This window comes from Corallococcus sp. AB032C (assembly GCF_003668935.1).
Lineage (GTDB): Bacteria > Myxococcota > Myxococcia > Myxococcales > Myxococcaceae > Corallococcus > Corallococcus exiguus.
This window is the reverse complement of sequence record NZ_RAWP01000068.1, coordinates 30,972-54,118: the sequence shown is the minus strand read 5'-3', so window position 1 is coordinate 54,118 and position 23,147 is coordinate 30,972. Positions and strand designations below refer to the sequence as shown.

Annotated in this window: 24 protein-coding genes; 13 read left to right on the top strand and 11 right to left on the bottom strand. The window is 70.1% G+C overall.

Going from position 1 to position 23,147, the window contains the following annotated elements; all coding sequences use genetic code 11:
* Together D7X99_RS26605 and D7X99_RS26600 are read left to right on the top strand one after the other, a co-directional pair.
* Window positions 1-1,199 (top strand): hypothetical protein (locus tag D7X99_RS26605; protein ID WP_121780232.1); only part of this gene is annotated, 1,199 nt, incomplete at its 5' end.
* A 96-nt stretch (window positions 1,200-1,295) separates the two neighbouring features.
* A complete protein-coding gene (locus D7X99_RS26600) occupies window positions 1,296-1,889 on the top strand; it encodes a hypothetical protein (RefSeq protein WP_121780231.1) in 594 nt (197 codons plus the stop codon).
* Between the two features lie 10 nt (window positions 1,890-1,899).
* On the opposite strand, the gene D7X99_RS26595 is transcribed toward D7X99_RS26600, so the two are convergent.
* Entirely contained in the window at window positions 1,900-3,504 is a 1,605-nt protein-coding gene (locus tag D7X99_RS26595) for a sigma 54-interacting transcriptional regulator (RefSeq protein WP_233613751.1), read from the bottom strand.
* Window positions 3,505-3,737: 233 nt separating this feature from the next.
* Between D7X99_RS26595 and D7X99_RS26590 the strand changes: the two genes are divergently transcribed.
* The 4 genes from D7X99_RS26590 (at window position 3,738) to D7X99_RS26575 (ending at window position 6,736) form a co-directional block, all read left to right on the top strand.
* Window positions 3,738-4,292 carry a peroxiredoxin gene (locus D7X99_RS26590; RefSeq protein ID WP_120557013.1) on the top strand — a complete coding sequence of 185 codons (555 nt, stop codon included), beginning with the start codon at window positions 3,738-3,740 and terminating at the stop codon, window positions 4,290-4,292.
* Window positions 4,293-4,298: 6 nt separating this feature from the next.
* Window positions 4,299-4,826: a carboxymuconolactone decarboxylase family protein gene (locus D7X99_RS26585; RefSeq protein ID WP_120550488.1), complete on the top strand. Its 528-nt coding sequence runs from the start codon at window positions 4,299-4,301 to the stop codon at window positions 4,824-4,826.
* 113 nt (window positions 4,827-4,939) lie between these two features.
* Window positions 4,940-5,422 (top strand): DNA starvation/stationary phase protection protein Dps, encoded by a 483-nt coding sequence (gene dps, locus D7X99_RS26580; RefSeq protein WP_121780229.1) that lies wholly within the window; start codon window positions 4,940-4,942, stop codon window positions 5,420-5,422.
* A gap of 39 nt (window positions 5,423-5,461) precedes the next feature.
* The gene (locus D7X99_RS26575; protein WP_121780237.1) at window positions 5,462-6,736 is read left to right on the top strand and encodes a pyridoxal phosphate-dependent aminotransferase; all 1,275 of its coding nucleotides are present in this window, start codon (window positions 5,462-5,464) and stop codon (window positions 6,734-6,736) included.
* Between the two features lie 25 nt (window positions 6,737-6,761).
* Here D7X99_RS26575 and D7X99_RS26570 read toward each other — a convergent pair whose 3' ends face one another.
* Window positions 6,762-7,454 (bottom strand): SIMPL domain-containing protein, encoded by a 693-nt coding sequence (locus D7X99_RS26570; protein ID WP_121780228.1) that lies wholly within the window; start codon window positions 7,452-7,454, stop codon window positions 6,762-6,764.
* Between the two features lie 82 nt (window positions 7,455-7,536).
* On the opposite strand from D7X99_RS26570, the gene D7X99_RS26565 reads away from it, so the two are divergent.
* From D7X99_RS26565 to D7X99_RS26555, 3 genes are all read left to right on the top strand, one after another.
* Complete coding sequence (locus D7X99_RS26565) at window positions 7,537-8,787, top strand: MFS transporter (protein ID WP_121780227.1); 1,251 nt, start codon at window positions 7,537-7,539, stop codon at window positions 8,785-8,787.
* 169 nt (window positions 8,788-8,956) lie between these two features.
* Window positions 8,957-9,715: a hypothetical protein gene (locus D7X99_RS26560; protein ID WP_121780236.1), complete on the top strand. Its 759-nt coding sequence runs from the start codon at window positions 8,957-8,959 to the stop codon at window positions 9,713-9,715.
* A 149-nt stretch (window positions 9,716-9,864) separates the two neighbouring features.
* Window positions 9,865-10,224: a GFA family protein gene (locus tag D7X99_RS26555; RefSeq protein WP_121780226.1), complete on the top strand. Its 360-nt coding sequence runs from the start codon at window positions 9,865-9,867 to the stop codon at window positions 10,222-10,224.
* A gap of 10 nt (window positions 10,225-10,234) precedes the next feature.
* Here D7X99_RS26555 and D7X99_RS26550 read toward each other — a convergent pair whose 3' ends face one another.
* The 5 genes from D7X99_RS26550 to D7X99_RS26530 all read right to left on the bottom strand — a co-directional run bounded on the left by D7X99_RS26550 (window position 10,235) and on the right by D7X99_RS26530 (window position 14,771).
* A complete protein-coding gene (locus D7X99_RS26550) occupies window positions 10,235-10,672 on the bottom strand; it encodes a hypothetical protein (protein WP_121780225.1) in 438 nt (145 codons plus the stop codon).
* 32 nt (window positions 10,673-10,704) lie between these two features.
* Window positions 10,705-11,856: a zinc-dependent alcohol dehydrogenase gene (locus D7X99_RS26545; protein ID WP_121780224.1), complete on the bottom strand. Its 1,152-nt coding sequence runs from the start codon at window positions 11,854-11,856 to the stop codon at window positions 10,705-10,707.
* Between the two features lie 81 nt (window positions 11,857-11,937).
* Window positions 11,938-12,633, bottom strand: a complete 696-nt coding sequence (locus tag D7X99_RS26540) for a DNA-3-methyladenine glycosylase (RefSeq protein WP_121780235.1) — start codon at window positions 12,631-12,633, stop codon at window positions 11,938-11,940.
* Between the two features lie 53 nt (window positions 12,634-12,686).
* On the bottom strand, window positions 12,687-13,175 hold the full coding sequence (locus D7X99_RS26535; RefSeq protein WP_121780223.1) for a hemerythrin domain-containing protein: 489 nt from the start codon (window positions 13,173-13,175) through the stop codon (window positions 12,687-12,689).
* 81 nt (window positions 13,176-13,256) lie between these two features.
* Window positions 13,257-14,771 (bottom strand): FAD-dependent oxidoreductase, encoded by a 1,515-nt coding sequence (locus tag D7X99_RS26530; protein ID WP_121780222.1) that lies wholly within the window; start codon window positions 14,769-14,771, stop codon window positions 13,257-13,259.
* Between the two features lie 226 nt (window positions 14,772-14,997).
* Here D7X99_RS26530 and D7X99_RS26525 point away from each other — a divergent pair, with 226 nt between their 5' ends.
* Genes D7X99_RS26525 through D7X99_RS26510 form a run of 4 tightly spaced genes read left to right on the top strand, consistent with a single transcriptional unit; the run spans window position 14,998 to window position 18,530 of the window.
* Window positions 14,998-15,216: a hypothetical protein gene (locus D7X99_RS26525; protein WP_121780221.1), complete on the top strand. Its 219-nt coding sequence runs from the start codon at window positions 14,998-15,000 to the stop codon at window positions 15,214-15,216.
* Window positions 15,217-15,220: 4 nt separating this feature from the next.
* Entirely contained in the window at window positions 15,221-17,335 is a 2,115-nt protein-coding gene (locus tag D7X99_RS26520) for a PAS domain-containing sensor histidine kinase (protein ID WP_121780220.1), read from the top strand.
* Window positions 17,332-17,742: a response regulator gene (locus tag D7X99_RS26515; protein WP_121780219.1), complete on the top strand. Its 411-nt coding sequence runs from the start codon at window positions 17,332-17,334 to the stop codon at window positions 17,740-17,742. Before D7X99_RS26520 ends, D7X99_RS26515 begins: the two co-directional genes overlap by 4 nt.
* Before the next feature lie 29 nt (window positions 17,743-17,771).
* The gene (locus tag D7X99_RS26510) at window positions 17,772-18,530 is read left to right on the top strand and encodes a GvpL/GvpF family gas vesicle protein (RefSeq protein ID WP_121780218.1); all 759 of its coding nucleotides are present in this window, start codon (window positions 17,772-17,774) and stop codon (window positions 18,528-18,530) included.
* Window positions 18,531-18,533: 3 nt separating this feature from the next.
* Here the strand turns inward: D7X99_RS26510 and D7X99_RS26505 are convergent, their stop codons facing one another.
* Genes D7X99_RS26505 through D7X99_RS26490 form a run of 4 tightly spaced genes read right to left on the bottom strand, consistent with a single transcriptional unit; the run spans window position 18,534 to window position 23,099 of the window.
* Complete coding sequence (locus D7X99_RS26505; RefSeq protein ID WP_121780217.1) at window positions 18,534-19,589, bottom strand: hypothetical protein; 1,056 nt, start codon at window positions 19,587-19,589, stop codon at window positions 18,534-18,536.
* Entirely contained in the window at window positions 19,586-21,457 is a 1,872-nt protein-coding gene (locus D7X99_RS26500) for a Gldg family protein (RefSeq protein WP_121780234.1), read from the bottom strand. Before D7X99_RS26500 ends, D7X99_RS26505 begins: the two co-directional genes overlap by 4 nt.
* The gene (locus D7X99_RS26495; protein ID WP_014394402.1) at window positions 21,454-22,176 is read right to left on the bottom strand and encodes an ABC transporter permease; all 723 of its coding nucleotides are present in this window, start codon (window positions 22,174-22,176) and stop codon (window positions 21,454-21,456) included. Before D7X99_RS26495 ends, D7X99_RS26500 begins: the two co-directional genes overlap by 4 nt.
* Window positions 22,173-23,099: an ABC transporter ATP-binding protein gene (locus tag D7X99_RS26490; protein ID WP_120577998.1), complete on the bottom strand. Its 927-nt coding sequence runs from the start codon at window positions 23,097-23,099 to the stop codon at window positions 22,173-22,175. The genes D7X99_RS26495 and D7X99_RS26490 overlap by 4 nt, the downstream gene beginning before the upstream one ends.
* Between the last annotated feature and the right edge of the window lie 48 nt (window positions 23,100-23,147).

Below are 23,147 nucleotides of genomic sequence, written 5' to 3'. Positions count from 1 at the left end.
CCGCGGCCCCCCAGCAGGGCGGCCCGCGCCCCACGCCGGGCAGCTACCCCACCGCCGCGGACGTGGCGAACATCGCCGCGATGCAGGACCCCGTCGCGCGCAACCTGGCCATCACCCAGGGCTACCACGACCTGTCCGACGCCATGGGCACGCTCCTGGGCAAGGAGAACGCCAACTGGTCCACCTTCGCCACCTGGGCCTCGAAGCAGGCCGGCGTGAGCATCCGCCAGGAGGACATGCCCAAGCCCTTCGTGGACGCCCTCAAGGGCGGCGGAGTCGTGGGCGAGGCCATGTCCAAGGTGGACGACCTGCTGCGCAAGCTGGGCCTGCCCGCCATGCCCACCGGCGACATCGCCAAGGCCGGCGCGGACGCGCTCAACACCGTCAGCAAGGCCATTGGCGACGGCAACCAGTTCGTCTTCAAGGAGGTGGGCCACGAGTTCGCCCGCTTCGTGGAGACCTTCCAGGGTGACACCCAGCTGGACCCCGCGAAGCTCCAGCAGTACCTGGACGGCTTCCCCTCGGACAAGCCACTGCTCAAGGAAGCCTTCGGCACCTACGCGCAGGCCATGTTCGAGAAGGACCCGAACAAGAAGGCCGAGATGATGCTCCGGGCCAACGACACCGTGGGCCTGCATGAGCAGACCCAACTCCAGGGCTTCGTGGAGAAGGCGCTCAACGCCCCGGTGAAGGAGATCTTCGCCAACATCCTCAAGAAGAGCATCGAGGCGGGCGCCAACGCCCTGCCCTTCCCCGCCAACCTCGCCGCCAAGGCCGCCATCAAGACGGGCGCGGTGGACCTCGTCGTCAACCCGCTGGTGGACAAGCTGGCCGGCGTGTTCCGGGGCATCGCCACCGAGCACATGATGAAGCTCGCGGTGCCCGGCGGCGCGCTGAAGCTGGGCAATGACTTGCCTCCCCCCGCCGGCATGGAGTCCACGCTCTTCCCGCCGCACCTGCGCACCATCGAGGATCCGAAGCTGAAGGAGCTCCTGGGCCGGCTGGACAAGACGCCCGACAGCCTCACGGGCACCGCCGCGAAGGACTGGAGCAAGCTGGACCAGCGGATGAACTACATCGTGGACCTCTTCCGTTCGCGCCAGGCGGATCCGCACCTCTTCGACCAGCCCTTCGGCAAGGAGGCCCACTACCCCGTGGCGCCCTCCAAGCCGCGCCCGGTCGCACCCGCGGTGTCGTAGGCCCCGCTCCCACCCATGGGGGAATGTCCGCCGCCGTGAATTCTCGGCGGCGGGCCGCGTCCATCAGGGCATCCGACGCACTTGATGGAGCCCCCCATGTCGAAGTGGCTGCTGGCAACGATGGCGCTGTCCCTCCCGGTCCTGGCTCACGCAGGCGGTCCCCGCGACAACAACCACGGCGAGCAGGCCCGTGACCGTCAGGAGCTGAGGCAGGACGCGCGCGAGACCCGCGATGATCATCAGGACCTGCGCCAGGTGGAGTCGCTGCTCTCCCGCTACGACTCCGCCCGTGGCCGCGCCGCGCGCCGCGACCTGCTCCAGGTGGAAGAGGACCTGCGCCGCTACGTGTCGTCGGAGCTGAACGAGACCCGTCGCGAGCTGTCCCAGGACAAGCAGGAGGCGCGCTCCAGCGCCCGCGAAGTGCGCCACGACGGCAACCGCTACGACGACCGCAAGGACCACCGCGACGACGTGCGCGACGCCCGCCAGGAGTCCCGCGCCCTGCAGCAGACGCGCTCCATCTCCCAGGAGCTCAACAACCTCTACGGCCGGATGGACAGCGGCAGCCTCAGCCGCAAGCGCATGCTCATCGCCGACCTGGTCCAGCTCGCCCGCTCCGAGACGGCGCAGAACCGCCAGGAGACGCGCGAGGACCGCCGCGAGGCCCGCGAGGACAGCCGCAGGCACTGACGCGCACGCGTCACGCGTCCTCGGCGGCGGTGAAGCCCTCCAGCCGCTCGATGCCCAGCTTCTTCATCCGGCTCTGCAGCGTGGACGGCTTGAGCCCCAGCAGCGCCGCCGCGCCGCCCTCACCGTAGACGCGGCCCCGGGTGAGCGTGAGCACCCGCAGGATGTGCTCGCGCTGCACCGCCGCCAGCGTGGGCACCTTCGCCCCCGCGAGCAGCGGCGCCGGCGTCTCCTCCACCGACACCGAGCCCGACACCTCCCGCGCGCGCTCGCCGTTCGCCAGGTCGAAGGACTGCGCCGTCAGCTCCTGGCCGCGCGTGAGGATGGTGGCGCGCTCCAGCGCGTTCGCCAGCTCGCGCAGGTTGCCGGGCCAGTCGTAGGACGCCAGCCGCGTCAGCCCTGACGCCGTCACCCGCATGCCCCGCCGGCCCGTGCGCTTCGCCTGCTCCTCCAGGAGGAACGCGGTGAGCTGCGGCAGGTCCTCGCGCCGCTCGCGCAGGGGCGGCAACCGCAAGGGGAAGACGCTCAGACGATAGAAGAGGTCCTCGCGGAAGCGCTTCTGCGCGATGGCCTGGTGCAGGTCCACGTGCGTCGCCGCGAGGATGCGCACGTCCGCCCGCACCGTCTTGTCGCTGCCCACCGGCTCGAACGTCTTCTCCTGGAGCGCGCGCAGCAGCTTCGCCTGCAGCTCCACCGGCAGCTCGCCAATCTCATCCAGCAGCAGCGTGCCCCCGTGCGCCATCTGGAAGCGGCCCGCCCGGTCGCGGTTCGCGCCGGTGAAGGCCCCCTTCACGTGGCCGAACAGCTCGCTCTCCAGCAGGCCCGCCGGAATGGCCGCGCAGTTGAGCGACACGAAGGGCTGATCCGCCCGCGTGCTCCAGCGGTGGATGGCCCTCGCCAGCCGCTCCTTGCCCGTGCCCGTCTCTCCCGTGATCAGCACGGGCGTGTCCGTCTCCGCCACCTGACGCGCGCGCAAGGACAGGTCGCGCATCACCGGACTCAGGGACGTCTCCAGGATGCCTTCGGAGTCCCCGCCCAGCTGCGACTCCAAGAGCTTCGCGTGCTCGTGGTCCTGACGGTGCAGCCGCTCCGCCGTCGCGCGCTGCTCCGCGCCCTGGAGCGCGGTCGCCAGCATCTGACCGTAGACCTCCACCAGGTCCACCACCGGCTGCGCGTACGTCTCACACTGCACACGGTCCAGCGTGAGCACGCCGTAGCAGCGCTCCCCCGCGCACAGCGGCACCACCATGCACGAGTGCCCCGCGGGCAGGTCCAACACCCCATCGAACGGGTCGCCATCCCCGTGCGAGTGGTCCTCCTCCGTGAAGGCCCGCGCGCGCCGCGTCTCCAGCGCCTGCTTCAGGGATGGGAAGTCCGCCAGCTGCAGCGAATGCTTGCGCACCGCCTGGTTCGCGAGCGGGCCGCGCGCCGCCACCGCCTCCAGCCGGCCCTCCTTGAGCAGGAACAGCGTGGCCAGGTCGAAGGGCACCACGCGCGACACCCAGTCCAATCCCCGACGGAGCAGCTCTCCCACCCCTTCTTCGGTGGTTGCCAGCTCGACCAGCTCCCGAGCATCCTGCGTCACTTCCGGGTGGCGCCCCATCAGTTCATCCGGCATGTGTTGGCGATAATAGCGGCCCACCGAAATTGCAGTGGCGAAAGGCACCGGGATTTCGTTATTCACCGGTCCGGCGTCACCGCCCCGCCGGTGCGAATCTCAGGGGGAGCTGTAACCTCCTGGAATCAGGGCAGTTGATGCGCTGGCACGGTGGCTGCTTTACCCGGTAGCAACTCATCACCTCTGGGGTGGACCACGGTGGCCCGCCCCCCATCCCCAAGGAGTCGAATCCCATGCTGACCGTTGGCGACAAGCTTCCGAACTTCAAGCTGAAGGGCACCGTGAGCCTGGAGAAGAACAAGGAGTTCCAGGACATCTCCAACGACACGTACAAGGGCAAGTGGACCGTCCTGTTCGCGTGGCCGAAGGACTTCACGTTCATCTGCCCGACGGAGATCGCGGAGTTCGGCAAGCACAACAAGGACTTCCAGGACCGCGACGCGCAGGTGCTGGGCCTGTCCACCGACAGCGAGTTCGTGCACCACGCGTGGCGCACGCACCACCCGGACCTGAAGAACCTGCCCTTCCCCATGCTGGCGGACATCAAGCGCGAGCTGTCCAGCGCGCTGGGCATCCTGCACAAGGAAGAGGGCGTGGCCCTGCGCGCCACGTTCATCGCGGACCCCGAGGGCATCATCCGCCACGTGTCCGTGAACGACCTGTCCGTGGGCCGCAACGTCAAGGAGACCGTCCGCACGCTGGACGCGCTCCAGACCGACGAGCTGTGCCCGTGCAACTGGCAGAAGGGTGAGGAGACGCTCACCACGAAGCTGCAGAAGGCGGGGTAAGGCACCATGGCTTCGCTCGAAGTCGTCCGCAGCGAGCTCGCGGACGCCCACAAGGACACCCGCCTCAACCTCTCCGCGGTCCTGGAGAGCACGACCCTCACCCCCGAGCAGCGCTGGGGGACGGCCGTGGCATGCGCCTTCGCCGCCCGGAACGAGCGGCTGAAGGAGGCCATGCTGAACGAGGCGAAGCAGGCACTGGGCGACAAGGCCACGCCGGTCATCGAGGACGCACGCGCGGCGGCCTCGCTGATGGCGATGAACAACGTCTTCTACCGATTCCGTCACATGATCGGGAAGGAGTCGTACGCGACCAAGCGGGCCGGGCTGCGGATGAACCGGCTGGCCCAGGTGCTGACCAACAAGGTGGACTTCGAGCTGGTCTGCCTCGCGGTCAGCGCCATCAACGGCTGCGAGATGTGCATCCAGTCGCATGAGAAGGTCGTGCTGGAAGGCGGCCTGAGCGAGGACCACGTGCACGATGCGGTCCGCATCGCGAGCGTCATCCACGCGGCGGCGGTTGGACTGGAGTCCTAGTCCCCTCGTCGTTATCTCTGGGTTGTGATTGGCGCCCTCCGGTGGATGACACCGGGGGGCGCTGTCTTTTCTCTTCCGACGTCCCACCCTTCACCGAAAGGAACGTGTCCGTCATGGCCCTCTACAAGAGCCCGAGTCCCCTCTCCGAGCAGGCCCGCACCGCCATCGCCGCCACCCTCAACGAGCGGCTGTCGGACGGGTTGGACCTGCACTCGCAGATCAAGGTCGCCCACTGGAACATCAAGGGCCCGCAGTTCGCCGCGCTGCACCCGCTGTTCGAAACGTTCGCGGTGAGCCTGGCCAACCACAACGACTCCATCGCGGAGCGCGCGGTGACGCTGGGCGGCCGCGCGTACGGCACCAGCCGCCATGTGGGCAAGCACAGCCGCCTGCCGGAGTACCCGCAGGAGACCTCGCGCGACCTGGAGCACGTGAAGCTCCTGGCCGAGCGCATCGAGGTGTACCTCGGCGGCCTGCGTGAGAGCCGCACGGCGGTGGAAGGCCTCAAGGACACGGACACGGTGGACCTCTTCACCGGCATCATCACCGAGTTCGAGAAGCACGCCTGGTTCCTCCGCGCCTCGCTGGAAGGCTAGGGGCTGCGCCGAAGCAGGGGGCGCGCTAGCGTGTCGTCCGTGAGCGACAGCGTCCCCCTGCATGCGTTTCGCACCGTGCCCCGCACGGGCGTCATCTTCGTCACCGCCGAGGCCACGCGCCGCGGCTACCGTCCCGGCGACCCGGAGTGGTGCAACCTGGGCCAGGGTCAGCCGGAGACGGGAGATTTGCCCGGTGCCCCGTCTCGCGTGCACTCGGTGACGGTGGACATGGCGGACCAGGAGTACGCGCCCGTCGCGGGCCTCTGGGAGGTCCGGGAGGCCATCGCGGGGCTCTACAACCGGCTCTACCGCAAGGGGATGTCCAGCCAGTACAGCGCGGAGAACGTCTGCCTGTCCGGCGGCGGCCGCGCGGCCCTCACCCGCGCCGCGGCGAGCCTGGGCAGCGTCAACCTGGGCCACTTCCTGCCGGACTACACCGCGTACGAAGAGCTGCTGGACGTCTTCAAGGCTTTCACCGCCATCCCCATCCTGCTGGAGGGCGAGCGCGGCTACGCCTTCACGCACGACGACCTGCGCCGGGAGATTCAAGGGCGCGGGCTGTCCGCCCTGCTCTTCTCCAACCCGTGCAACCCCACCGGCAAGCTGGTGCAGGGCGAGGAGCTGGCGCGGTGGGTGGGCGTGGCGCGCGAGCTGGAGTGCTCGCTGCTCATCGACGAGTTCTATTCGCACTACATCTGGACGGGCCGCCCGGGCGTGCTGCCGGTGGAGAGCGCCGCCAGGTACGTGGAGGACGTGAACCGCGACCCGGTCATCCTCTTCGACGGGCTCACCAAGAACTGGCGCTACCCGGGCTGGCGCATGACGTGGACGGTGGGACCCAGGCAGGTCATCGACACGGTCGCCAGCGCGGGCAGCTTCCTGGACGGCGGCGGCAGCCGGCCCCTGCAGCGCGCGGCGATTCCGCTGCTCCAGGAGGACGCGGTGGTGGCGGAGACGCGCGCCATCCACCACACGTTCCGGGAGAAGCGGGACCGGTTCCACTCCCGGCTGGAGCGGCTGGGCATCCGCACGGACCGCGCGCCGGACGGGACGTTCTACGTCTGGGGCAACCTGTCCGGACTGCCCGCGCCGCTCAACGACGGCATGGCCTTCTTCCGCGCCGCGCTGGAGCACCAGGTCATCACCGTGCCCGGTGAGTTCTTCGACGTGAACCCCGGCAAGCGCCGCGCGCGGGCGTCGCGCTTCCGCAACTACGTGCGCCTGTCCTTCGGCCCGTCGTGGGAGACGCTGGACAAGGCGCTCCTGCGGCTGGAGGCGCTCGTGCTCAAGCACACGCCCGGCGCCATGCCGTGAAGCGCGAGCTCCGGCCCCCAGCGCTTCAGGACTCGGGGGCCGGGTGCGACTGGAACTCCGCGGTGGCCATCACGTGCACCTTCTTGCGGTGGGACACGGGGAAGCCCAGCGCGGCCGTCCGCTTCACGCTGTAGCTGCCCGACGGGGCCATGGGCATCACGTCCTCGTTCCCGCCTCCGTAGGCGCCGCCGTGGTTTCCGAAGGCCCTCGACTCCCAGGTGCGCTCGGAGAAGCGGTGCAACCCTGCCAGCGTCACGCCCAGCCCGGCCGCCACGCGCCGCGCCTTCTTCACCGACTCGCGGGCCAGCGCCTCCAGCCAGTCCTGCCGGGCCTCCGGCTCGTGCGTGTAGCCCCACTTGAGCTCGCGCAGCGTCGCCTGCTTCAGGCCGGACAGCGCGGCGAGCACGTCCCCCACCCGGGTCATCTCCACCAGGCGGATGCGCACCGTGTAGAGGGCGGACGAGGAGCGCGTGAGCAGCCCCTCCTGGGTCTCCGCCTGCACCGACTGGAGGGTGAAGGCCGTGGCCTGCACGCCCAGGTCCTCCATGAGGCGCACCAGCGCGGCCACCTCCTTCGCGTTGGCGAAGGCCGCGTTGCCGGTGAAGAACGAAGACGCCTTCACATCCACCACCGCGTCCACGTGGTCCGCCTCCAGCTCGTGCTCGGAGGACAGCTCCACGACGATGATTCCCGACTCGGTTGCGGCTCGCTCCGGCATGCGACTCCCTGGGAGTGACTGGAACGGCGAGTATAGGCCCACGACTCAGGCCAGGGGGCATGCCTATGCTCGCGCCACGACCATGCGACGCATCCCGTCCCGGCTGTGGCTGTTGTGCGCGCTGTACTTCGTGCAGGGGCTGCCCTTCGGCTTCCAGGTGACGGCGCTGCCCGTCTACCTGCGCACGCGCGGCGTGTCGCTGGCAGCGCTGGGGTTCGCGGGCGCGCTGTCCCTGCCGTGGATGCTCAAGGCGCTGTGGGCCCCGCTGGTGGACCGCTACGGCTCCGAGCGCGTGGGGCGCAGGCGTTCGTGGATTCTCCCCATGCAGGCGGGCCTGGCGCTCGCGTGCGCGGGGGCGGCCTTCGCGGCGGGGCGGGAATCGCTGCCGCTGCTGTTGGGCCTCATCTTCGTGATGAACCTCTTCGCCGCGACGCAAGACATCGCGGTGGACGGCTTCGCGGTGGACCTGCTGCGTCCGGAGGAGCTGGGCCTGGGCAACACCGCGCAGGTGGTGGGCTACAAGCTGGGCATGCTCACCGGCGGCGGTCTGCTGGTGTGGGCCAGCGCGAGCATCGGCTGGTCCGGGCTGTTCCTCGTCATGGCGGCGCTGTGCCTGACCGTCTTCACCATCGTCCTCTTCGTGCGCGAGCCGCCTCCGCGCGAAGCCGAAGGCCACGAGTCACCGAAGCTGGACTGGCCCGCGCTCTGGGCCCGCATCAAGTCCGCGCTCACGGTGCCGGGCACCGGGTGGCTGCTGCTCTTCATCGGCACGTACAAGCTGGGCGAGACGATGTCCGACGTCCTCTACAAGCCCTTCCTCGTGGACGCGGGCTACACGCCGGCGCAAATCGGCCTGTGGGTGGGCACGTGGGGCACCGCCGCGTCGCTCTTGGGGTCCACGTGCGGAGGCCTCCTGGCCGCGCGGCTGCCTCTGCTGCGCGCGGTGGCGCTCACCGGCACGATGCGCCTGTTGCCGCTCCTGGGGCGGTGGCTGCTCACGCGGGCGGGCGTCAGCGACGCGGGCGTGCTGGGCGTCACGCTCACCGAGGAGTTCTTCGGCGGCGCGCTCACCACCGTGATGTTCGCGTTCATGATGTCGCGCACGGACCGGAGAATCGGCGCCACGCACTACACGCTGCTGGCCAGCGTGGAGGTCGCGGGCAAGGCGCCCGCGGGGCCACTGGCGGGCCTGCTCGCGGATCCGAAGTTCGGCAACCTGGGCTACGGGAACATGTTCCTGCTGGGCGTCGCGCTGTCCGCCGCGTTCCTCGCGCTGCTCGCGCCCCTGCGCCGCAACGTGCCCACACCCACGGCCGCGCAGCCCGCAGCGTGAAAGATTCCAGGCTCGCGACACGCTCCTTCACGGGCGTGTCACGGGCGCGCGCGTCACCGGAACCTCACGCCGGACGTGTCAGGGGAGCGTGGTACTCGCCAACGCGTCGCTCGCGGTTCCCCCCTTGAACGCGCGCCCGTGACGCGGGCCGCGAATGAAGAGGTTCCCCATGAAGACCCTTTCGATGACGTCGCTGCTGGGCGGTCTGATGCTGTTCTCCGCTCCGGCGTTCGCCACCTCCACCACCAGCATCCCCGCCTTCGAGGCGAGCATCACCGCCGCGAAGAGCCCCAGCAGCCCCGGCGGCACGACCGTCCTCCGCTCGGAGATCCGGACCGCGCTGGACGCGTTCCTCAACGACACCGGCGGCGTCTATGGCGTGGACAGTGCCGAGCGCGCCTATCTCACCACCCGCCTCAACGACACGCCCTTCCAGCAGTCGCTGACGGGCACCGCGGCGAAGTACTTCGCGGACTTCTACGAGGTGAACGACGCCGTCTTCACGGGCTATCCGCTGAACCTGTACCCCGTCACCCAGACGCCCGCGGTGCTGTTCGGCGCCACCGGCTCGTTCTCTTCCGCGCGCATCTACGAGGGCTACGTCCCCAACGGCCAGGGCTTCGCCAACCAGCAGACGCTGGGTGAGGCGTTCAGCAACGCCTTCGGTCCGCAGGCCAGCATCTTCGAGCCCATCACCGTGCGGGAGCTCATCGGGCAGCTCAGCGTGTACAGCTACAACGTGGACGAGGTGGAGGGCGCGGTGGCCTACATCACGCAGATTTCGCGCAACAGCAACCGGCTCTACACCACGGGTTGGAGCTGCCGCGGGTGCGGCGCGCCGGGCTACACGCAGGGCTTCGCCATCGCGGCGGTGAGCACGGACCGCCGCTTCGTGCGGATGATCTCCGTGACGACGTACGCGGACTGACGTGACGCACCGCCGCATGCGCGCGGGGACGCCACCTGCGCGCTTGCGGTCCCCACCGCCTCCGTTCATTGATGCGCGTCACACGCACCGGGTGGGCGGAAGCAGCACGCTTCCGGCCCGGGCATCACGCAGCAACCGGAGGAAGCACCATGGCGGAGATGAAGACGTATACGGGTGGCTGCCACTGTGGACAGGTCCGCTATGAGGCGACCACGGACCTGGCGCAGGTGGTGAGCTGCAACTGTTCCATCTGCCACAAGATTGGCGCGGTGCTGACGTTCGTCCCGCCGGAGCAGTTCAAGTCCCTCTCCGGCGCGGACCACGTGAAGACCTACCAGTTCAACAAGAAGGTCATCAACCACCTGCACTGCCCCACCTGCGGCGTGGAGTCCTACGCCACCGGCAAGGGCCCGGACGGCAAGGCGATGTTCGCCGTCAACCTGCGCTGCCTGGACGGCCTGGACCTGTCCACGGTCACGCCCTTCCCCTACAACGGCCGGGACGCGTAAGGCCCGCGCCTCACGCCCGGCGGCCCCGCCACATCAGGCCCCCTGCGACGAGGACCGCCGCGGAAGGAGCGGCCCACGGAACGGACTTCCGCAGCCGGTGCTCCCAGACGTCCACCCGGTCCGCCAGGAGCAGCAGCATCCAGTGGCCGGGCTTGTGGTCCGGCTTCGCGTAGGCCGCCTTTCGTAGCAGGCCGCTCAGCCCCTTCGGAGGCTGGGCGGTGCCGAACACCGGAGGCATCTCCTTGCGGCCGGCGTGCTTGAACACCGGCACCTCCGCGTGCTGGAGCGCGATGGGCGCGCGCGCACCGGCCAGCGGCTTCGGCACCGTCTCCATGGGGACGCCCGGGCGGTTGGCGGGGTCCTGGTCCACGGCCAGGGTGGGATTCGCCCGCGCCTTCGCGTGGCCGTTCTTCGCGCGGCTCGATTTCCGCGTCGTCTTCTGGGGCATGACGTGCCTCCTGTAATGGCGAGTGGTGTCTGTCAGGCGTGGCCGTGCGGCATGAGGACGCACTTCACGCACCCGTCCTGCTTCTGCGCGAACAGGTGGTAGGCGTCCGGCGCCTGCTCCAGCGGGAAGCGGTGGGTGATGATGCTCTTCGCGTCGATGCGGCCCTTCTGGATGTGCTCCAGGAGGTGAGGCATGTACCGGCGCGTGTTCGCCTGATTCATCCGCAGCGTCAGGCCCTTGTTCATCGCGGTGCCAATGGGCACGAAGTTCCACGGCGGCCCGTACACGCCAATGATGGAGACGTTGCCGCCCTTGCGCACGGAGTTGATGCACCACTCGATGACGGTGGGCGCGCCGGCCTCCAGCTTCAGCCCCAGGCCCAGCACGCGGTGCGCTCGCGAGCCTTCCGCCTCCATGCCCACCGCGTCGATGCAGACGTCCGGGCCGCGGCCGTCGAACAGCTCCTTCAGGTGCAGGACGATGTCGCCCACCTCCTTGAAGTTCACCGTCTCCACGTTGGCGAACTTCCGCGCGAACTCCAGGCGGTACGGCACGTGGTCCACCGCCACCACGCGGCCCGCGCCCATCAGCCACGCGGACTTCATCGCGAAGAGGCCCACCGGGCCCGCGCCGAACACCACCACCGTCTCGCCGCCCTTGATCTCCCCCATCTCCGCGGCCTGGTAGCCGGTGGGCAGGATGTCGGAGAGGAAGAGGACGGACTCGTCGTCCATGTCGTCCGGAATCTTCATGGGCCCCACGTCCGCGAAGGGTACGCGCACGTACTCAGCCTGGCCGCCGTCGAAGCCGCCCGTGGTGTGGGAGTAGCCGTAGACGCCGGAGGCCACGTCGCTGCCGGGGTTGCTGTTCTCGCAGTTCCCGGTGAGGCCGCGCTGGCAGTAGAAGCAGGTGCCGCAGGAGATGTTGAAGGGCACCACCACGCGGTCGCCCTTCTTCAGCTGCGACACCTCCTTGCCCACCTCCTCCACCACGCCGGTGAACTCGTGGCCGAAGGTGCAGCCCACGCGCGTGTCCGGCACCAGCCCGTGCAGCAGGTGCAGGTCCGAACCGCAGATGGCGGCGCGGGTCACCTTGAGGACGACGTCCTGGGGGTGCTCGATGCGGGGGTCCGGCTTCTGCTCCACCTGGACGCGATAGGGACCTTGGTAGGTGAGTGCACGCATGCGCGGGATTCCTCCGTCCCTAACGGGTGAGGACGCCCGCGCGGTAAGGCAAGGGACGGTGCGCTCCCGGCCCCTGCTCGGCTAGCTGCTCTCCGGCGGTGCGAAGGTGCCCACGGGCTTGTCCGCCGCCCGCCACAGGTACCAGCTCACCACGCTGCGATAAGGGCGCCAGCGCTCGCCGTACGCCAGCAGCGCCTTGGGCTTGGGCTGTTCCTTCAGGCCATGCAGCACCATGAAGCCCTTGCGCACGCCGAAGTCGTCCACGGGGAGGATGTCCGGCCGGCCCAGGCGGAAGATGAGCAGCATCTCCACGGTCCACTGGCCAATGCCGCGCACCTGCGTGAGGTGCTCGATGAGGTCCGCGTCGGACATGCGGCGCACGCGCGCGAGCGGCGGCACCGTGCCGTCCACCGTCTTGCGCGCCAGGTCCTGGATGGCCAGCAGCTTGTTCGCGGACAGGCCGGCCTCGCGCAGCGTGGCGTCCGGGAGCGCGAGCAGCTTCTGGGGCGTGAAGCCCTTGCCCTGCCCCACCCGCTCGCAGACGCGTCCAAAGATGGTCGCCGCCGCGCGGCCGTGGAGCTGCTGGTAGACGATGGAGTGCGCCAGCGCCTCGAAGGGGCTGTGCAGCGGGCTCCGCTCGAAGCGGAACGGGCCAATCGTCTTGAAGAGCGTGCCCAGCGTGGGGTCCGCGCGCACGAGGGCGCGGCGCGCGGCGGGCGTGAAGGCATCCGGCAGCAACACAGGGGTGGAGACAGGAGCGCGCGGCATGGACCGCATGCTGCCCGGCCCCACGCCACGCGCAACCCCTGTCTTGCTTCGGACGCGCCGCGCTAGATGGGCGCGGCCCGCTCCGTCTCCTCGGGCACGTCGTTGCGGGGCTCGCCCTCCATCAGGGAGTCGTATTCCTCCTCCAGTTGGATGCCCAGGTCCTCCAGCTGATCCTTGGTGAGGATCTTCCGCGCCGCCTTGAAGAGGTCCTTCTCCTCCTCCTCGACGTGGTGCTCCACCTGCTCCTGGAGGACCTTCATCTTCGCGTCGAACTCCTCGTCGGAGGGCTCCATGTCCAGCAGGTCCGCGATGAGGCGCTTGACGGCGAGGTGCTCCTCCACGGCCTCGCGCAGCTCGTCCTCCGTGTCGTCCTCCTTGAGCGCCGGGTAGAGGTACAGTTCTTCAATCTTCGCGTGCGCGCCCAGCCGGTCGGCGATCTGCTCGAACAGCTCCTGGCGCTGGTCGTCCGCGTGGTCCGCCAGCTTCTCGTACTTCTTGAAGAGCTTGGACACCTCTTCGTGCTGCTGCTTGATCAGCTCCAACGCGTTCATTCCCTGCCCCCTGAATGAAAGTGGATGTGCAGAGAGATGGGGGTGGGACCGTCCGAAAGGAAGCCCACCCGCACGCACTTCTCACTTCATCGGCAGCTTCACGGACGGCAGGTCCTTGAGCGCGGGACCGTTGAGCACGCGCCCGGTGGGGCTGAAGCGGCCGCCGTGGCAGGGGCAGTCCCAGGAGCGCTCCGCGTTGTTCCAGTGCACGTGGCAGCCCAGGTGCGTGCACACCGGGGACACCGCGTGTGGCGTGCCGTTCTCCTCGCGGTACACGGCCACCTTGCGGCCATCGACTTCCAGGATCTTCCCCTCGCCCGGCGCCACGTCCGACAGGTGGTGTCCGTCCGGCCTGGACAGCCGGTCCGCGACGAAGCGGAAGGCCACCTCCGCGTTCTCCTGGATGAAGTCCTTGGCGCCGGCCTTGGGCTTCACGCGGCCCGCGTCGTACAGCGCGGCATAGGGGTTCTGGTTGCCGAGGATGAGGTCCGACAGCACCATGCCCGCGAGCGTGCCGAACGTCATGCCCGTGCCGGAGAAGCCCGTGGCCACGTACACGTGGCGGCTGCCCACGTTGCGGCCGATATAGGGCAGGCCGTCCGCGGACTCGATGACCTGTCCGGACCAGCGGTGCGTGATGCGCTTCACGGGGAAGCGGTCGCGCGTGTACGCCTCCAGCGCGGCGAAGCGCGCGGCGGTGTCCTCCTCGCTGCCGACCTTGTGGTCCTCGCCGCCCACGATGACGTAGGGCACGCCGTCCACCCGCTGCGTGCGGACGTAGTGATACGGGTCGCGGCTGTCGTAGTACTGGCCCGGCTCCAGCGGCGCGTCCAGCGGAGCCGCCACCGCGTAGGTGCGGTACGGGTAGAGCTTGGTGTGCATGGCCACGCGGTTGAGCGGCGTGGTGGTGGCCTCCACCACCGCCTTCGCCGTCACGGTGCCCAGTTCCGTGACGACGCGGCAAGGCGTGCCGTCATGGATGTCCACGACCTGGGTGTTCTCGAAGAGGTGGCAGCCGTCGCCGGGGATGCGGTCCGCGAGCGCGAGCAGGTACTGCCGGGGGTGGAACACCGCCTGGTCCTCCACGCGCAGCGCGCCCTTCACCGGGAAGGGCAGCGGCACCTCCTTCGTGTAGGACGCCAGCAGTCCGGACTGCCGCGCCGCGGACACCTCGTGCAACAGGTCGCGCAGCTCGGCTTCCGTCTCCGCGTAGCGGTAGCCCGGCACGCGGGTGAAGCCGCAGTCGATGGCGAGCGTCTCCACCAGGGACGCAATCTGTTCGATGGCGGCGCGGCTGGACGACGCGGCCAGGTGGGCCCCCTTCTCACCAAAGTCCTTCAGGAGCGTGGTGTACGGCGTGTCCAGCAGCTCCGTGAGGTGCGCGGTCGTCTGTCCCGTCTGGCCGGAGAGGACGCGGTGCATCTCCAGCACCGCCACCTTCTTGCCGGCACGCTTGAGCAGCCAGGCGGTCGTCAGGCCCGCGATGCCACCGCCGATGATGGCTACATCCACGTCCAGGTCGCCCGGCAGGGAGGGGAAGTCCCGGGGAGGCGTCGTCACCGTCCAGAGGGATTTGTGCTGGCGCTCGTCGTTCATGACGGAAGGCTAGGAATCCGCTTCCCAGGGCATAAGCCATGCCTGCCGAGCCCCGCCCGGCCGGTTGCCCAGCGCCGGGTGTACGCGACCCAACAGAGCTTCGCCCCAGGTGTTGGTCAGTCAGGGGCCGGGCGTGAACGGGGCTGGGGTGCGATGTCGCCAGCGCGTTAGAACGGCCCTTGGACCCGAAGGTCCGCGCCGGGCGGACCCAAGGAGCATGCGCCGAATGCCCGTGGAACGCGTGGCTGGCGGGGCCAGCCTGGTGGACGTGCTGGACCGCCTGCTGGACAGGGGGTTGCGCTTCGACTCGCCGGCCCTGGAGGTCCTGGGCCGCCCCTCTCCTTTGAAGGGGGAGGCGCGCATCGTGGTGGCATTTTCGGAGGTCCGCACCGCAGACTCGCTGGAACGCGGCCGTTCTCCGCGTCCCCCTTCACCCGGAGCGTAAGGTCGTGGCGTCTCCAGCCCCGCTGCCCCCCGCCAAAGCCGATCCCGGGGCGCGCCTCGTGCTCGCCGAGCACCTGCTCGCCTGCGAGTCCGCAGTCGCCTGTGCGCGAGCGGTCGTGGAGTGGCTCGCGCGCAGACATGGCGCGTCCACCGCCTGTGTCGGGCCGGGGGATGGCGCGGGTGCCTCCGTGTGCCTGGCCAGTGAAGGGCTGACGGGCGCGCAGCAGGCCGCGCTGGCCCGGGCGTGGGACACGCAGGGGTCGCCGCTCGCCGCCTTCCGCACCCGGCCCGGGGCGCGGTGGCTGGCGGCGGACGCGGTGGAGGGCGCGGCGATGCCGGGCGGGTTCCTCGCGGTGCCGCTGGGCCGCTCCGGAGCACCGGCGGCCGCGCTGCTGGTGGTGGGGCTGCCCGGCCCGGTCGTGCCGGAGGACGTGGCGTGGGTGGCGTCGTGCGCGGGGCCGCTCCTGGCCCGGCAGCTGACCTCGGATGCGCGGGCGCCGCGCCGTCCGGAGCCGGACCGCCTGCTTCGCCGGGTCATCAACGCGGTGTCGGACCCCGTGCTGCTCACGGACTCGGACGGCACGCTGCTCTTCGCCAACGCCCGCGCGGAGGGACTGCTGGTGGCGGGCCCGGACGCGAGCCCCGGCCGCACGCGCGCCGTGGAGCTCAACCAGCGCCTGTTCCGGGAGACGCTCGCGCAGGGCGGTACCTCCGTGCACCGGCGCGAGGTGCCGCTGGTGGATCCGCTGGAGGGCATGGACCTGCTCTTCGAGCTGGTCACCACGCCGGTGCTGGCACCGGACGGGCCGTCCGTGGTGGTGAGCGTGCTGCGCAACCTGACGGACCTGGGCCGCGCCACGCAGGCGCTGGGGGAGAGCTACCGGCAGCTGCGCGCCACGGAGCGCGAGGCCCGGAGCGAGCGCCACCGCCTGGACCGGGTGCTGGACTCGGTGGCGGACCCCATCATCCTGACCGACCCGGCGGGCGGCATGGTGATGATGAACGACCCGGCCGAGCGCCTCTTCGCGTGGCCTCACGAGGAAGGCCCCGGCGGCGAGCCCACGCTGCGCCGGGTGCGCTCCAACGACGCCCTCTTCGCGTCCTTCCTCGCGAACCTGCTGGGGCCGGTGAACGCGGGCGTGTCGCGCTGGAAGAGCCAGCTGACGCTGGACGACCCGTCCACCGGCGCGCCCGTGCCCATGGAGGCCATGGCCAACAAGGTGCTGGGCGACGGGGGCGAGCTGACGGGCATCGTCACCGTGTTCCACGACCGCACGGAGGTGCTGGAGCGGGCGCGGCTCCTGGAGCGCGTGAAGGAGGTCTCCAGCGAGCTGGAGGCCCGCGTGCAGTCCGCCACCGCGGAGCTGGCGGAACAGAACGAGAAGCTGCGCCGGCAGGCCATCCAGTTGGAGCAGGCGAGCGCGGCCAAGTCGCAGTTCCTGGCCAACATGTCGCATGAGTTCCGTACGCCGCTGAACGCCATCCTCGGCTACACGAACATGCTGCTGCAGGGCGTGTCCGGGGAGATGACGCCGCCGCAGCGAAGGAACCTCACGCGCATCGACTCCAACGGGCGGCACCTGTTGGAGGTCATCAACGAGATATTGGACATCACCCGCATCGAGGCGGGGCGGATGCCGCTGCACCTGTCGGACTTCGGCATCCCGGAGCTGCTCCAGGAGGTGATGGCGGAGATGGACCCCATCATCGCGCGCAGCAAGCTGACGGTGGACTCGCGCCTGGATGAAGGGCTGCCGGGGGTGTGGAGCGACCGACAGAAGGTGAAGCAGATCGTCCTCAACCTGTTGTCCAACGCGCTGAAGTTCACGCACGAAGGCGGCGTGCACGTGGCGGCGGAGTATCAGAACGCCACCGGCACCGTGGCCATCTCGGTGAAGGACACAGGCATCGGAATCGACGTGTCGAACCAGGAGAAGATCTTCGAGGACTTCCAGCAGGTGGACAGCTCGCCCACGCGTGCCTATGGGGGAACGGGCCTGGGCCTGTCCATCTGCCGCCGCCTGGCCGCGATGCTGGGGGGACGCGTCTCCCTCCAGAGCGCCCCGGGCCAGGGTTCGACCTTCACCCTGCACTTTCCAAGACGTGCGAGACGGACATGACGAACATCCCGGAAAAGACAAAGCCGCTCGTGCTGGTGGTGGACGACTACCAGGATGCCCGGGAGATGTACGCGGAGTACCTGGAGTTCTCCGGCTTCCGAGTGGCGGAGGCGAAGAACGGCCAGGAGGCGTTGGACAAGGCCTTCGAGCTGGTGCCGGACGTCATCCTGATGGACCTGTCGCTGCCGGTGATGGACGGCTGGGAGGCGACGCGCCGGCTGAAGGGCGACGCGCGCACGAAGGGCATCCCGGTGGTGGCGCTCACGGGGCATGCGCTGAAGGGCCACTCGGAGGACGCGAACGAGGCCGGGTGTGATGCGTACGTCACCAAGCCGTGCCTGCCGGACGCGCTGGTGGAGCAGGTGAAGAAGATGATCGCCCTGCGCGATGCGGCATCCGCGCGCTGAAGCCGCGGTTGCACGGAGGTGGGCACGTCATGACGACGAAGACCCAGGCGGAGTCCTCGCGCGAGGGGCGGGCACACTACCTCTACGGCGTCGTGCGCGAGGACGGCGGATGGAACCTGGACCTCGCGGGGCTGGATGAGGCCCCGGTGCGCCTGGTGCACGAGGGCGGCCTCGCGGCGCTGGTGTCCGACGTGGCGGGCCCGCGGGTGGTGCCCACGCGGACGTACCTCCTGATGCACCAGCGCGTCACGGAGGCCGTGGTGCGCGAGCACACGCTGGTGCCGGTGGCCTTCGGGACGGTGCTGCCGTCGGAGGAGCGCGTGCGGGAGTTGTTGCGCGTGGCGCGCGCGCCGCTGAGCCGGGCGCTGTCCGAGCTGGAGGGCCGGGTGGAGCTGGGGCTGAAGGTGTACCGCCACGGCGACGCGCTGACGCGCAGGTTGATGGAGGCGCGGCCGGAGCTGGCGCGCGGTCCCGCCGAGCTCGAGGAGGACCACGAAGCGAGGCTGGAGGCGGCGCTGCACGACTGCACCCGGAAGGACCTGGACGGACTGAGGGCGGGCCTGCGTCCGCTGGCGGAGGCCACGCACGAAGCGCCGCCGCTGGGTGAGCGGATGATGCTCAACGCGGCCTGGCTGGTGGACCGCACGCGGGTGGCCGCGTTCGAGGCGCGGGTGCACTCGCTGGTGGCTCGGCTGGACGCGTACACGTTCCGGTTCACGGGGCCGTGGCCGGCCTACAGCTTCGTGGACGTGCGGCTGGACGTGGAGGCGGATTCCACCGCGCGGTGAGCCTCAGCGCGGCGCGGTGAGCTTCGCGGCGTCCTCGGCCAGCAGCTCCAGTCCGCCGCCCATGCGCGTCCAGCCGGCGGTGAACTCCGTGCGCGCGTACCACGAACCGTCCGGCGTCTTCGCCATGGAGAGCTCGCCCACGGCCTTGCCGCCGCGCTGGTACTCCACGCGGAAGGCGGGCGTGGGGGGCGGGCCCGGAGGGGCTTCACCCCGGCCCAGGAGCTCCACGGGGGTGAGTCGCCACAGGCGGTCATGCCAGTTGCGGGCGAAGTCGTCCGGAGTGCTCGGGGCATCCACGGGCGACAGCTGCACGGCGCCCGGCGGTTTGCCGCTGGCGACGAAGGCGCGGGACGTGGTGCCGGTGGAGATGACGATGTGGTCGAAGCCGTCCACGTCGAAGGTGTGCAGGCGCCGGTCCACGAGCCGGCTGGACGCGGCCTCCAGGTCCGGCAGCAGTCCGGGGCCGAGGAGGAAGACGTGCCCGTCGGACGTGCGCTGGAGGTAGGGGGCGCCCCAGCCCGAAGCGGGCGTGGCGAGGAGGAACGTCCTGGGCGTTCCGTCGAGCGTGAGCGTCAGGCCGCGCTCTGTCTTCGCGAGGCCGATTTCGTCCAGCTTCTTGTCGTCCAGGACGCCCAGGTCCCGCTGCGCGCGCAGCGGAGCGAAGCGGGAGAACAGCTTCAGCGCCACGTCGTTGCCACGCAGTTCGCGGGGCGGAGGCACGGGGGCGGGGCTCGCGGTGGCGATGGAACCCGCATCCGTCCCAGCATCTCCCAGCCCGGGTTGCGCCACACCGCCATCCGTCGTTCCAGCTTCGGAACCCGGCTTCGCGGGCTTGTTGCCCAAGCGGACCCAGACGGTGTCACGGTCCTGGGGGTCGCGGAACAACTCCACGAAGCGCGCCTCCTCGTCGTACCGGATGCGGTCGAGCGCGCTCGCCTGCGCGTCCTCCACCGTCACCTCACCCTGCGCACGCGAAGGCTCGCGCTGCCACACGAGGAACGCGGCCACGAGCGCCACGCCCGCCAGCACGCCCTGCACCGCCACGTCGCGCGCCTTCATCGCGCACCTCCCGCCACCGCGGTGCTCCGGGGCGCACGCCGTCCACGCCGCCGCGTCACGAAGTAGCCCACCGCCAGCACCGCCATCGGCATCCCGAAGACCGTCGCGTAGAACCACACGACGTCCTGCGAGCGCGTGTGTTGCAACGGCACGTCCTCCTCGCTCGTCGTCACGCCAGAGAGCGCCTCCTCGCCGGAGAGCCAGCGCAGCGTGTCCACCGCGAGATACGCATTGCCCACGTTGCCCAGGATGCCGTCACCCAGCGCGTCCGCGTCCGCCATCACCACCGCGCGCGGCGCGGGCTTGCCCTCTGCGGCGGGCCGCTCCACCGCCACCACCAGCGGCCACGCCTTCGTGACCTCGCCGGGCTCCGGCTCGAAGTCGCCATTGCGGTCCGCGAACGTCTCGCCCTGCGCGCGCACGCTCGTGTCCAGCATCACGCCGGGAACGGGCGGCGTCAGCGGCTCCAGCGCCGTCGCACCCATGAAAGCCACCGCGCCCTGTGAGCCCAGCGCGGACAGCGACGTCACCGAAGGATGCGAGGAGAAGCTCGCCGTGCCCAGGTTGGCCCGGTCGCTCAGCTGACGCGTGGTGCGGAAGTACACCCGGTCATTCGCCAGCGGCACGCGCAGCGACTTGAGCCCCATTGGTTGCAGCAACGGCTCCAGCGCCGCGCCATCCGGCTCCAGCGCGATCCACAACCGCCCTCCCCGCTCCCAGTACTCGCGCAGCGCGGTGGCCTCTTCCGGAAGCAGCTCGCGCGTGGGCCCCAGCACCGCCACCATCGCCGCGTCGCCCGGCACCGCCGAGCCCAGCCCCTCCGCCACCGTGAGCGTGCGCACATCCACGTTCTGCGCGCGCAGCAACTCCTTGAACTGCGCCACCGACGGCCGGGCCGCCTCACCCTGCACGGGCCGCGTGTCGGCGCGCTCTCCATGGCCTCCCGTGAGGTAGACGATGCGCTGGGGCTTCGCCACCGCCAGCAGCCGCCGCTGCACCTCCGCGTCCAGCCGCTGGAGCTGCCCGCGCGCACGCTCCGGGTCCAATCCCAGCGTGAGGATCTCCTTGCGGGCCCCCCGCGACAGCACCACGGAGCCGTTGTTGCTGACGCCCAGGGCCTTGCCGCGCGCGGGCTCCACCGCCTGGTCCAACGACTCCACGCCCAGCTGCGGACTCTCCGGCTCCAGGTCGCGGAAGTACTGCCGCACCGCCTCGCCCACTTCGTTCGCGGGCGGGAAGAAGAGCGTCACCTGCAAGGGCTCGTTGAGGCCGCGCACCAGCTTGCGCGTCGCATCGCCCGGCTTCGCGGTCCGGAAGTACGACAGGTCCCAGGTCGGATCCGCTTGCGTCGCCACGTACGTCGCCGCGAACGCGAACACGATGACGAACGCCATGCCCAACCCTGAGAACAGCGCGCTCTTCACGCGCCCCGTCTCCGGCACCTGCGCCCGAGCCATCGCCACGAGCGCGGCCTCCACCATCGCCAGCGGCACGAGCGAGCACAACAGCAACGCCGGGAACAGCACCGCCAGCACCACCGACAGCCGGGGCGACGAACGCGACAGCGGCTCACCGAGGAGCGCCGTCCCCACGTCCCCCTTCACGAAGTAGAGCACCAGCGCGGCCAGCCCCACGACGTACAGCGTGAGCACCCACCGCTCCAGCGCGCGCCGGTCCGCGGGCGCGGCGATCATCCGCACCGCGCGCCACGCCGTCGCGGCCACCACCCCGGCGGTCCCCAGCGACGCCAGCGCCACGCGGCCAGAGCCCACGCCCAGCACGCGCTCCGCGAGGAACACGGCCACGAGCCCCACGACGAACGCCCCCGTCGCGGCGAGCCCCGTCCCGAAAGAAGCCGGCGAGCTCATCGCCACCTCCGCGCTTCCAGCACCCGCGTGGCCGCGAACAGCGCCACGTAGGTGACCACCAGGTAGTAGACGACGTCCCTCACGTGGATGAGCCCTGCCTGGAACGGGGGGAAGTGCTGGTTCCACAGCGACATGGCGCTGAAGACGTCGGACAGCGGCTGCTCGGTGATGCGCGCCAGCAGCCAGCACAGGATGAGCGCCACCAGCATCACCGCGGAGAAGATGGCCGCGAGCAGCTGGTTCTTCGCGAGCGACGACCCGAACGTGCCCACCGCCAGCGACGCGCTGCCCAGCAGCAGCAGCCCCAGGTAGCCCGCCGCCACGTGCCCGAAGGACACCTTGCCGTTCACCAACACCAGCAGCGGCATGTAGAGCGTGAGCAGCAGGTACAGCGCCAGGAACGCGAGCCCCGCCAGGAACTTGCCCAGCACGATGTCCCGGTCCCGCACCGGCGACGCGTACAACAGCGGCAGCGTGCCCGTCTGGCGCTCCTCCGCGACCAGCCGCATGGACACGAGGATGGCCGCCACGATGGTGAAGCCGCTGGAGTAGTAGAAGAAGCCGGACAGCACCTCCGCGGAGCGCTTGCTCGCGCCGCCCAGGGCGTACGCGTTGAAGAACAGCCCGTTCACCGCGAGGATGATGGCCAGGATGACGTAGCCGCTGAGCGTGCGCAGGTAGCCGGCCAGCTCGCGGCGAGCAATCAGGAGCGCCTTCACGCCTTCACCTCCTGCCCATGCGTCAGGCGCAGGAACAGCGCCTCCAGCTGTCCCTCGTTCGCGTCCAAGCGCAACAACTCCAGTCCCGCGCCCACCACCGCCCGCGCCACCTGGGGCCGAATATCCGGCGCCGCCGCGACCTTCAGGGCCAGCACTCCGCCCGCCCCTTCCCGCACCTCCACCGCGCCGAAGCCCTGCAACGCTTCGAGTGCCCGAGCGCGGTCGCCCCGCACCTCCAGCACGATGGACGGGCCGCCCAGGCTCCGCGACAGATCCTCTTCACTGCCCTGCGCCAGCAGCGTGCCCTTGTGGATGATGAGCAGCCGGTCACACGTCTGGGAGATCTCCGGGAGGATGTGGCTGGACACGAGCACCGTGTGCGCGCCCTTGAGGCCGCGGATGACGTCGCGCATCTCCACGATTTGAAGCGGATCCAGGCCGCTGGTCGGCTCGTCGAGGATGAGCAGCGCGGGCTTGTGCACCAGCGCCTGCGCCAGTCCCACGCGCTGGCGGTAGCCGTGGCTGAGCGTGGAGATGACCTCGCCGTGCACGTCGCGCAGGCCGGTCTTCTCCTCGGCTTCGCCGACGTGGGACGCGGTGGCCTTGGCGGGCACGTCGCGCAGCCGGGCGACGTAGGCCAGGTATTCGCCCACCGTCATCTCCTCGTAGACGGGGGGCACGTCCGGCAGGTAGCCGATGCGCTGGCGCACCTCATGGGACTGGCTCACCACGTCGTGCCCGTCGATGACGACGCGGCCCGAGGTGGGCAACAGCACGCACCCCAGGATTTTGAGCGTCGTCGACTTGCCGGCGCCATTGAGGCCCAGGAAGCCGATGACCTCGCCCTGGCCGATGGTGAAGGCCAGGTCCCGGATGGCCGCGTGCTCGCCGTAGAACTTCGTCAGCCCTTCGACCTGGATCAATCAGGACTCCTCGAAGCGAGGGGGAAGCGGCGCACTTCTGTCGCCCCT

Excerpts from the sequence above, each read along its gene's own strand:
- D7X99_RS26505 (WP_121780217.1), bottom strand. The coding sequence starts at position 19,589 with ATGAAGGCGCGCGACGTGGCGGTGCAGGGCGTGCTGGCGGGCGTGGCG.
- D7X99_RS26595 (WP_233613751.1), bottom strand. The coding sequence starts at position 3,504 with ATGCCGGATGAACTGATGGGGCGCCACCCGGAAGTGACGCAGGATGCT.
- D7X99_RS26525 (WP_121780221.1), top strand. The coding sequence starts at position 14,998 with ATGCCCGTGGAACGCGTGGCTGGCGGGGCCAGCCTGGTGGACGTGCTG.
- D7X99_RS26545 (WP_121780224.1), bottom strand. The coding sequence starts at position 11,856 with ATGCGTGCACTCACCTACCAAGGTCCCTATCGCGTCCAGGTGGAGCAG.
- D7X99_RS26565 (WP_121780227.1), top strand. The coding sequence starts at position 7,537 with ATGCGACGCATCCCGTCCCGGCTGTGGCTGTTGTGCGCGCTGTACTTC.
- D7X99_RS26590 (WP_120557013.1), top strand. The coding sequence starts at position 3,738 with ATGCTGACCGTTGGCGACAAGCTTCCGAACTTCAAGCTGAAGGGCACC.
- D7X99_RS26560 (WP_121780236.1), top strand. The coding sequence starts at position 8,957 with ATGAAGACCCTTTCGATGACGTCGCTGCTGGGCGGTCTGATGCTGTTC.
- D7X99_RS26600 (WP_121780231.1), top strand. The coding sequence starts at position 1,296 with ATGTCGAAGTGGCTGCTGGCAACGATGGCGCTGTCCCTCCCGGTCCTG.
- D7X99_RS26510 (WP_121780218.1), top strand. The coding sequence starts at position 17,772 with ATGACGACGAAGACCCAGGCGGAGTCCTCGCGCGAGGGGCGGGCACAC.
- D7X99_RS26515 (WP_121780219.1), top strand. The coding sequence starts at position 17,332 with ATGACGAACATCCCGGAAAAGACAAAGCCGCTCGTGCTGGTGGTGGAC.
- D7X99_RS26540 (WP_121780235.1), bottom strand. The coding sequence starts at position 12,633 with ATGCGGTCCATGCCGCGCGCTCCTGTCTCCACCCCTGTGTTGCTGCCG.
- D7X99_RS26555 (WP_121780226.1), top strand. The coding sequence starts at position 9,865 with ATGGCGGAGATGAAGACGTATACGGGTGGCTGCCACTGTGGACAGGTC.
- D7X99_RS26500 (WP_121780234.1), bottom strand. The coding sequence starts at position 21,457 with ATGAGCTCGCCGGCTTCTTTCGGGACGGGGCTCGCCGCGACGGGGGCG.
- D7X99_RS26530 (WP_121780222.1), bottom strand. The coding sequence starts at position 14,771 with ATGAACGACGAGCGCCAGCACAAATCCCTCTGGACGGTGACGACGCCT.
- D7X99_RS26550 (WP_121780225.1), bottom strand. The coding sequence starts at position 10,672 with ATGCCCCAGAAGACGACGCGGAAATCGAGCCGCGCGAAGAACGGCCAC.
- D7X99_RS26570 (WP_121780228.1), bottom strand. The coding sequence starts at position 7,454 with ATGCCGGAGCGAGCCGCAACCGAGTCGGGAATCATCGTCGTGGAGCTG.
- D7X99_RS26585 (WP_120550488.1), top strand. The coding sequence starts at position 4,299 with ATGGCTTCGCTCGAAGTCGTCCGCAGCGAGCTCGCGGACGCCCACAAG.
- dps (WP_121780229.1), top strand. The coding sequence starts at position 4,940 with ATGGCCCTCTACAAGAGCCCGAGTCCCCTCTCCGAGCAGGCCCGCACC.
- D7X99_RS26535 (WP_121780223.1), bottom strand. The coding sequence starts at position 13,175 with ATGAACGCGTTGGAGCTGATCAAGCAGCAGCACGAAGAGGTGTCCAAG.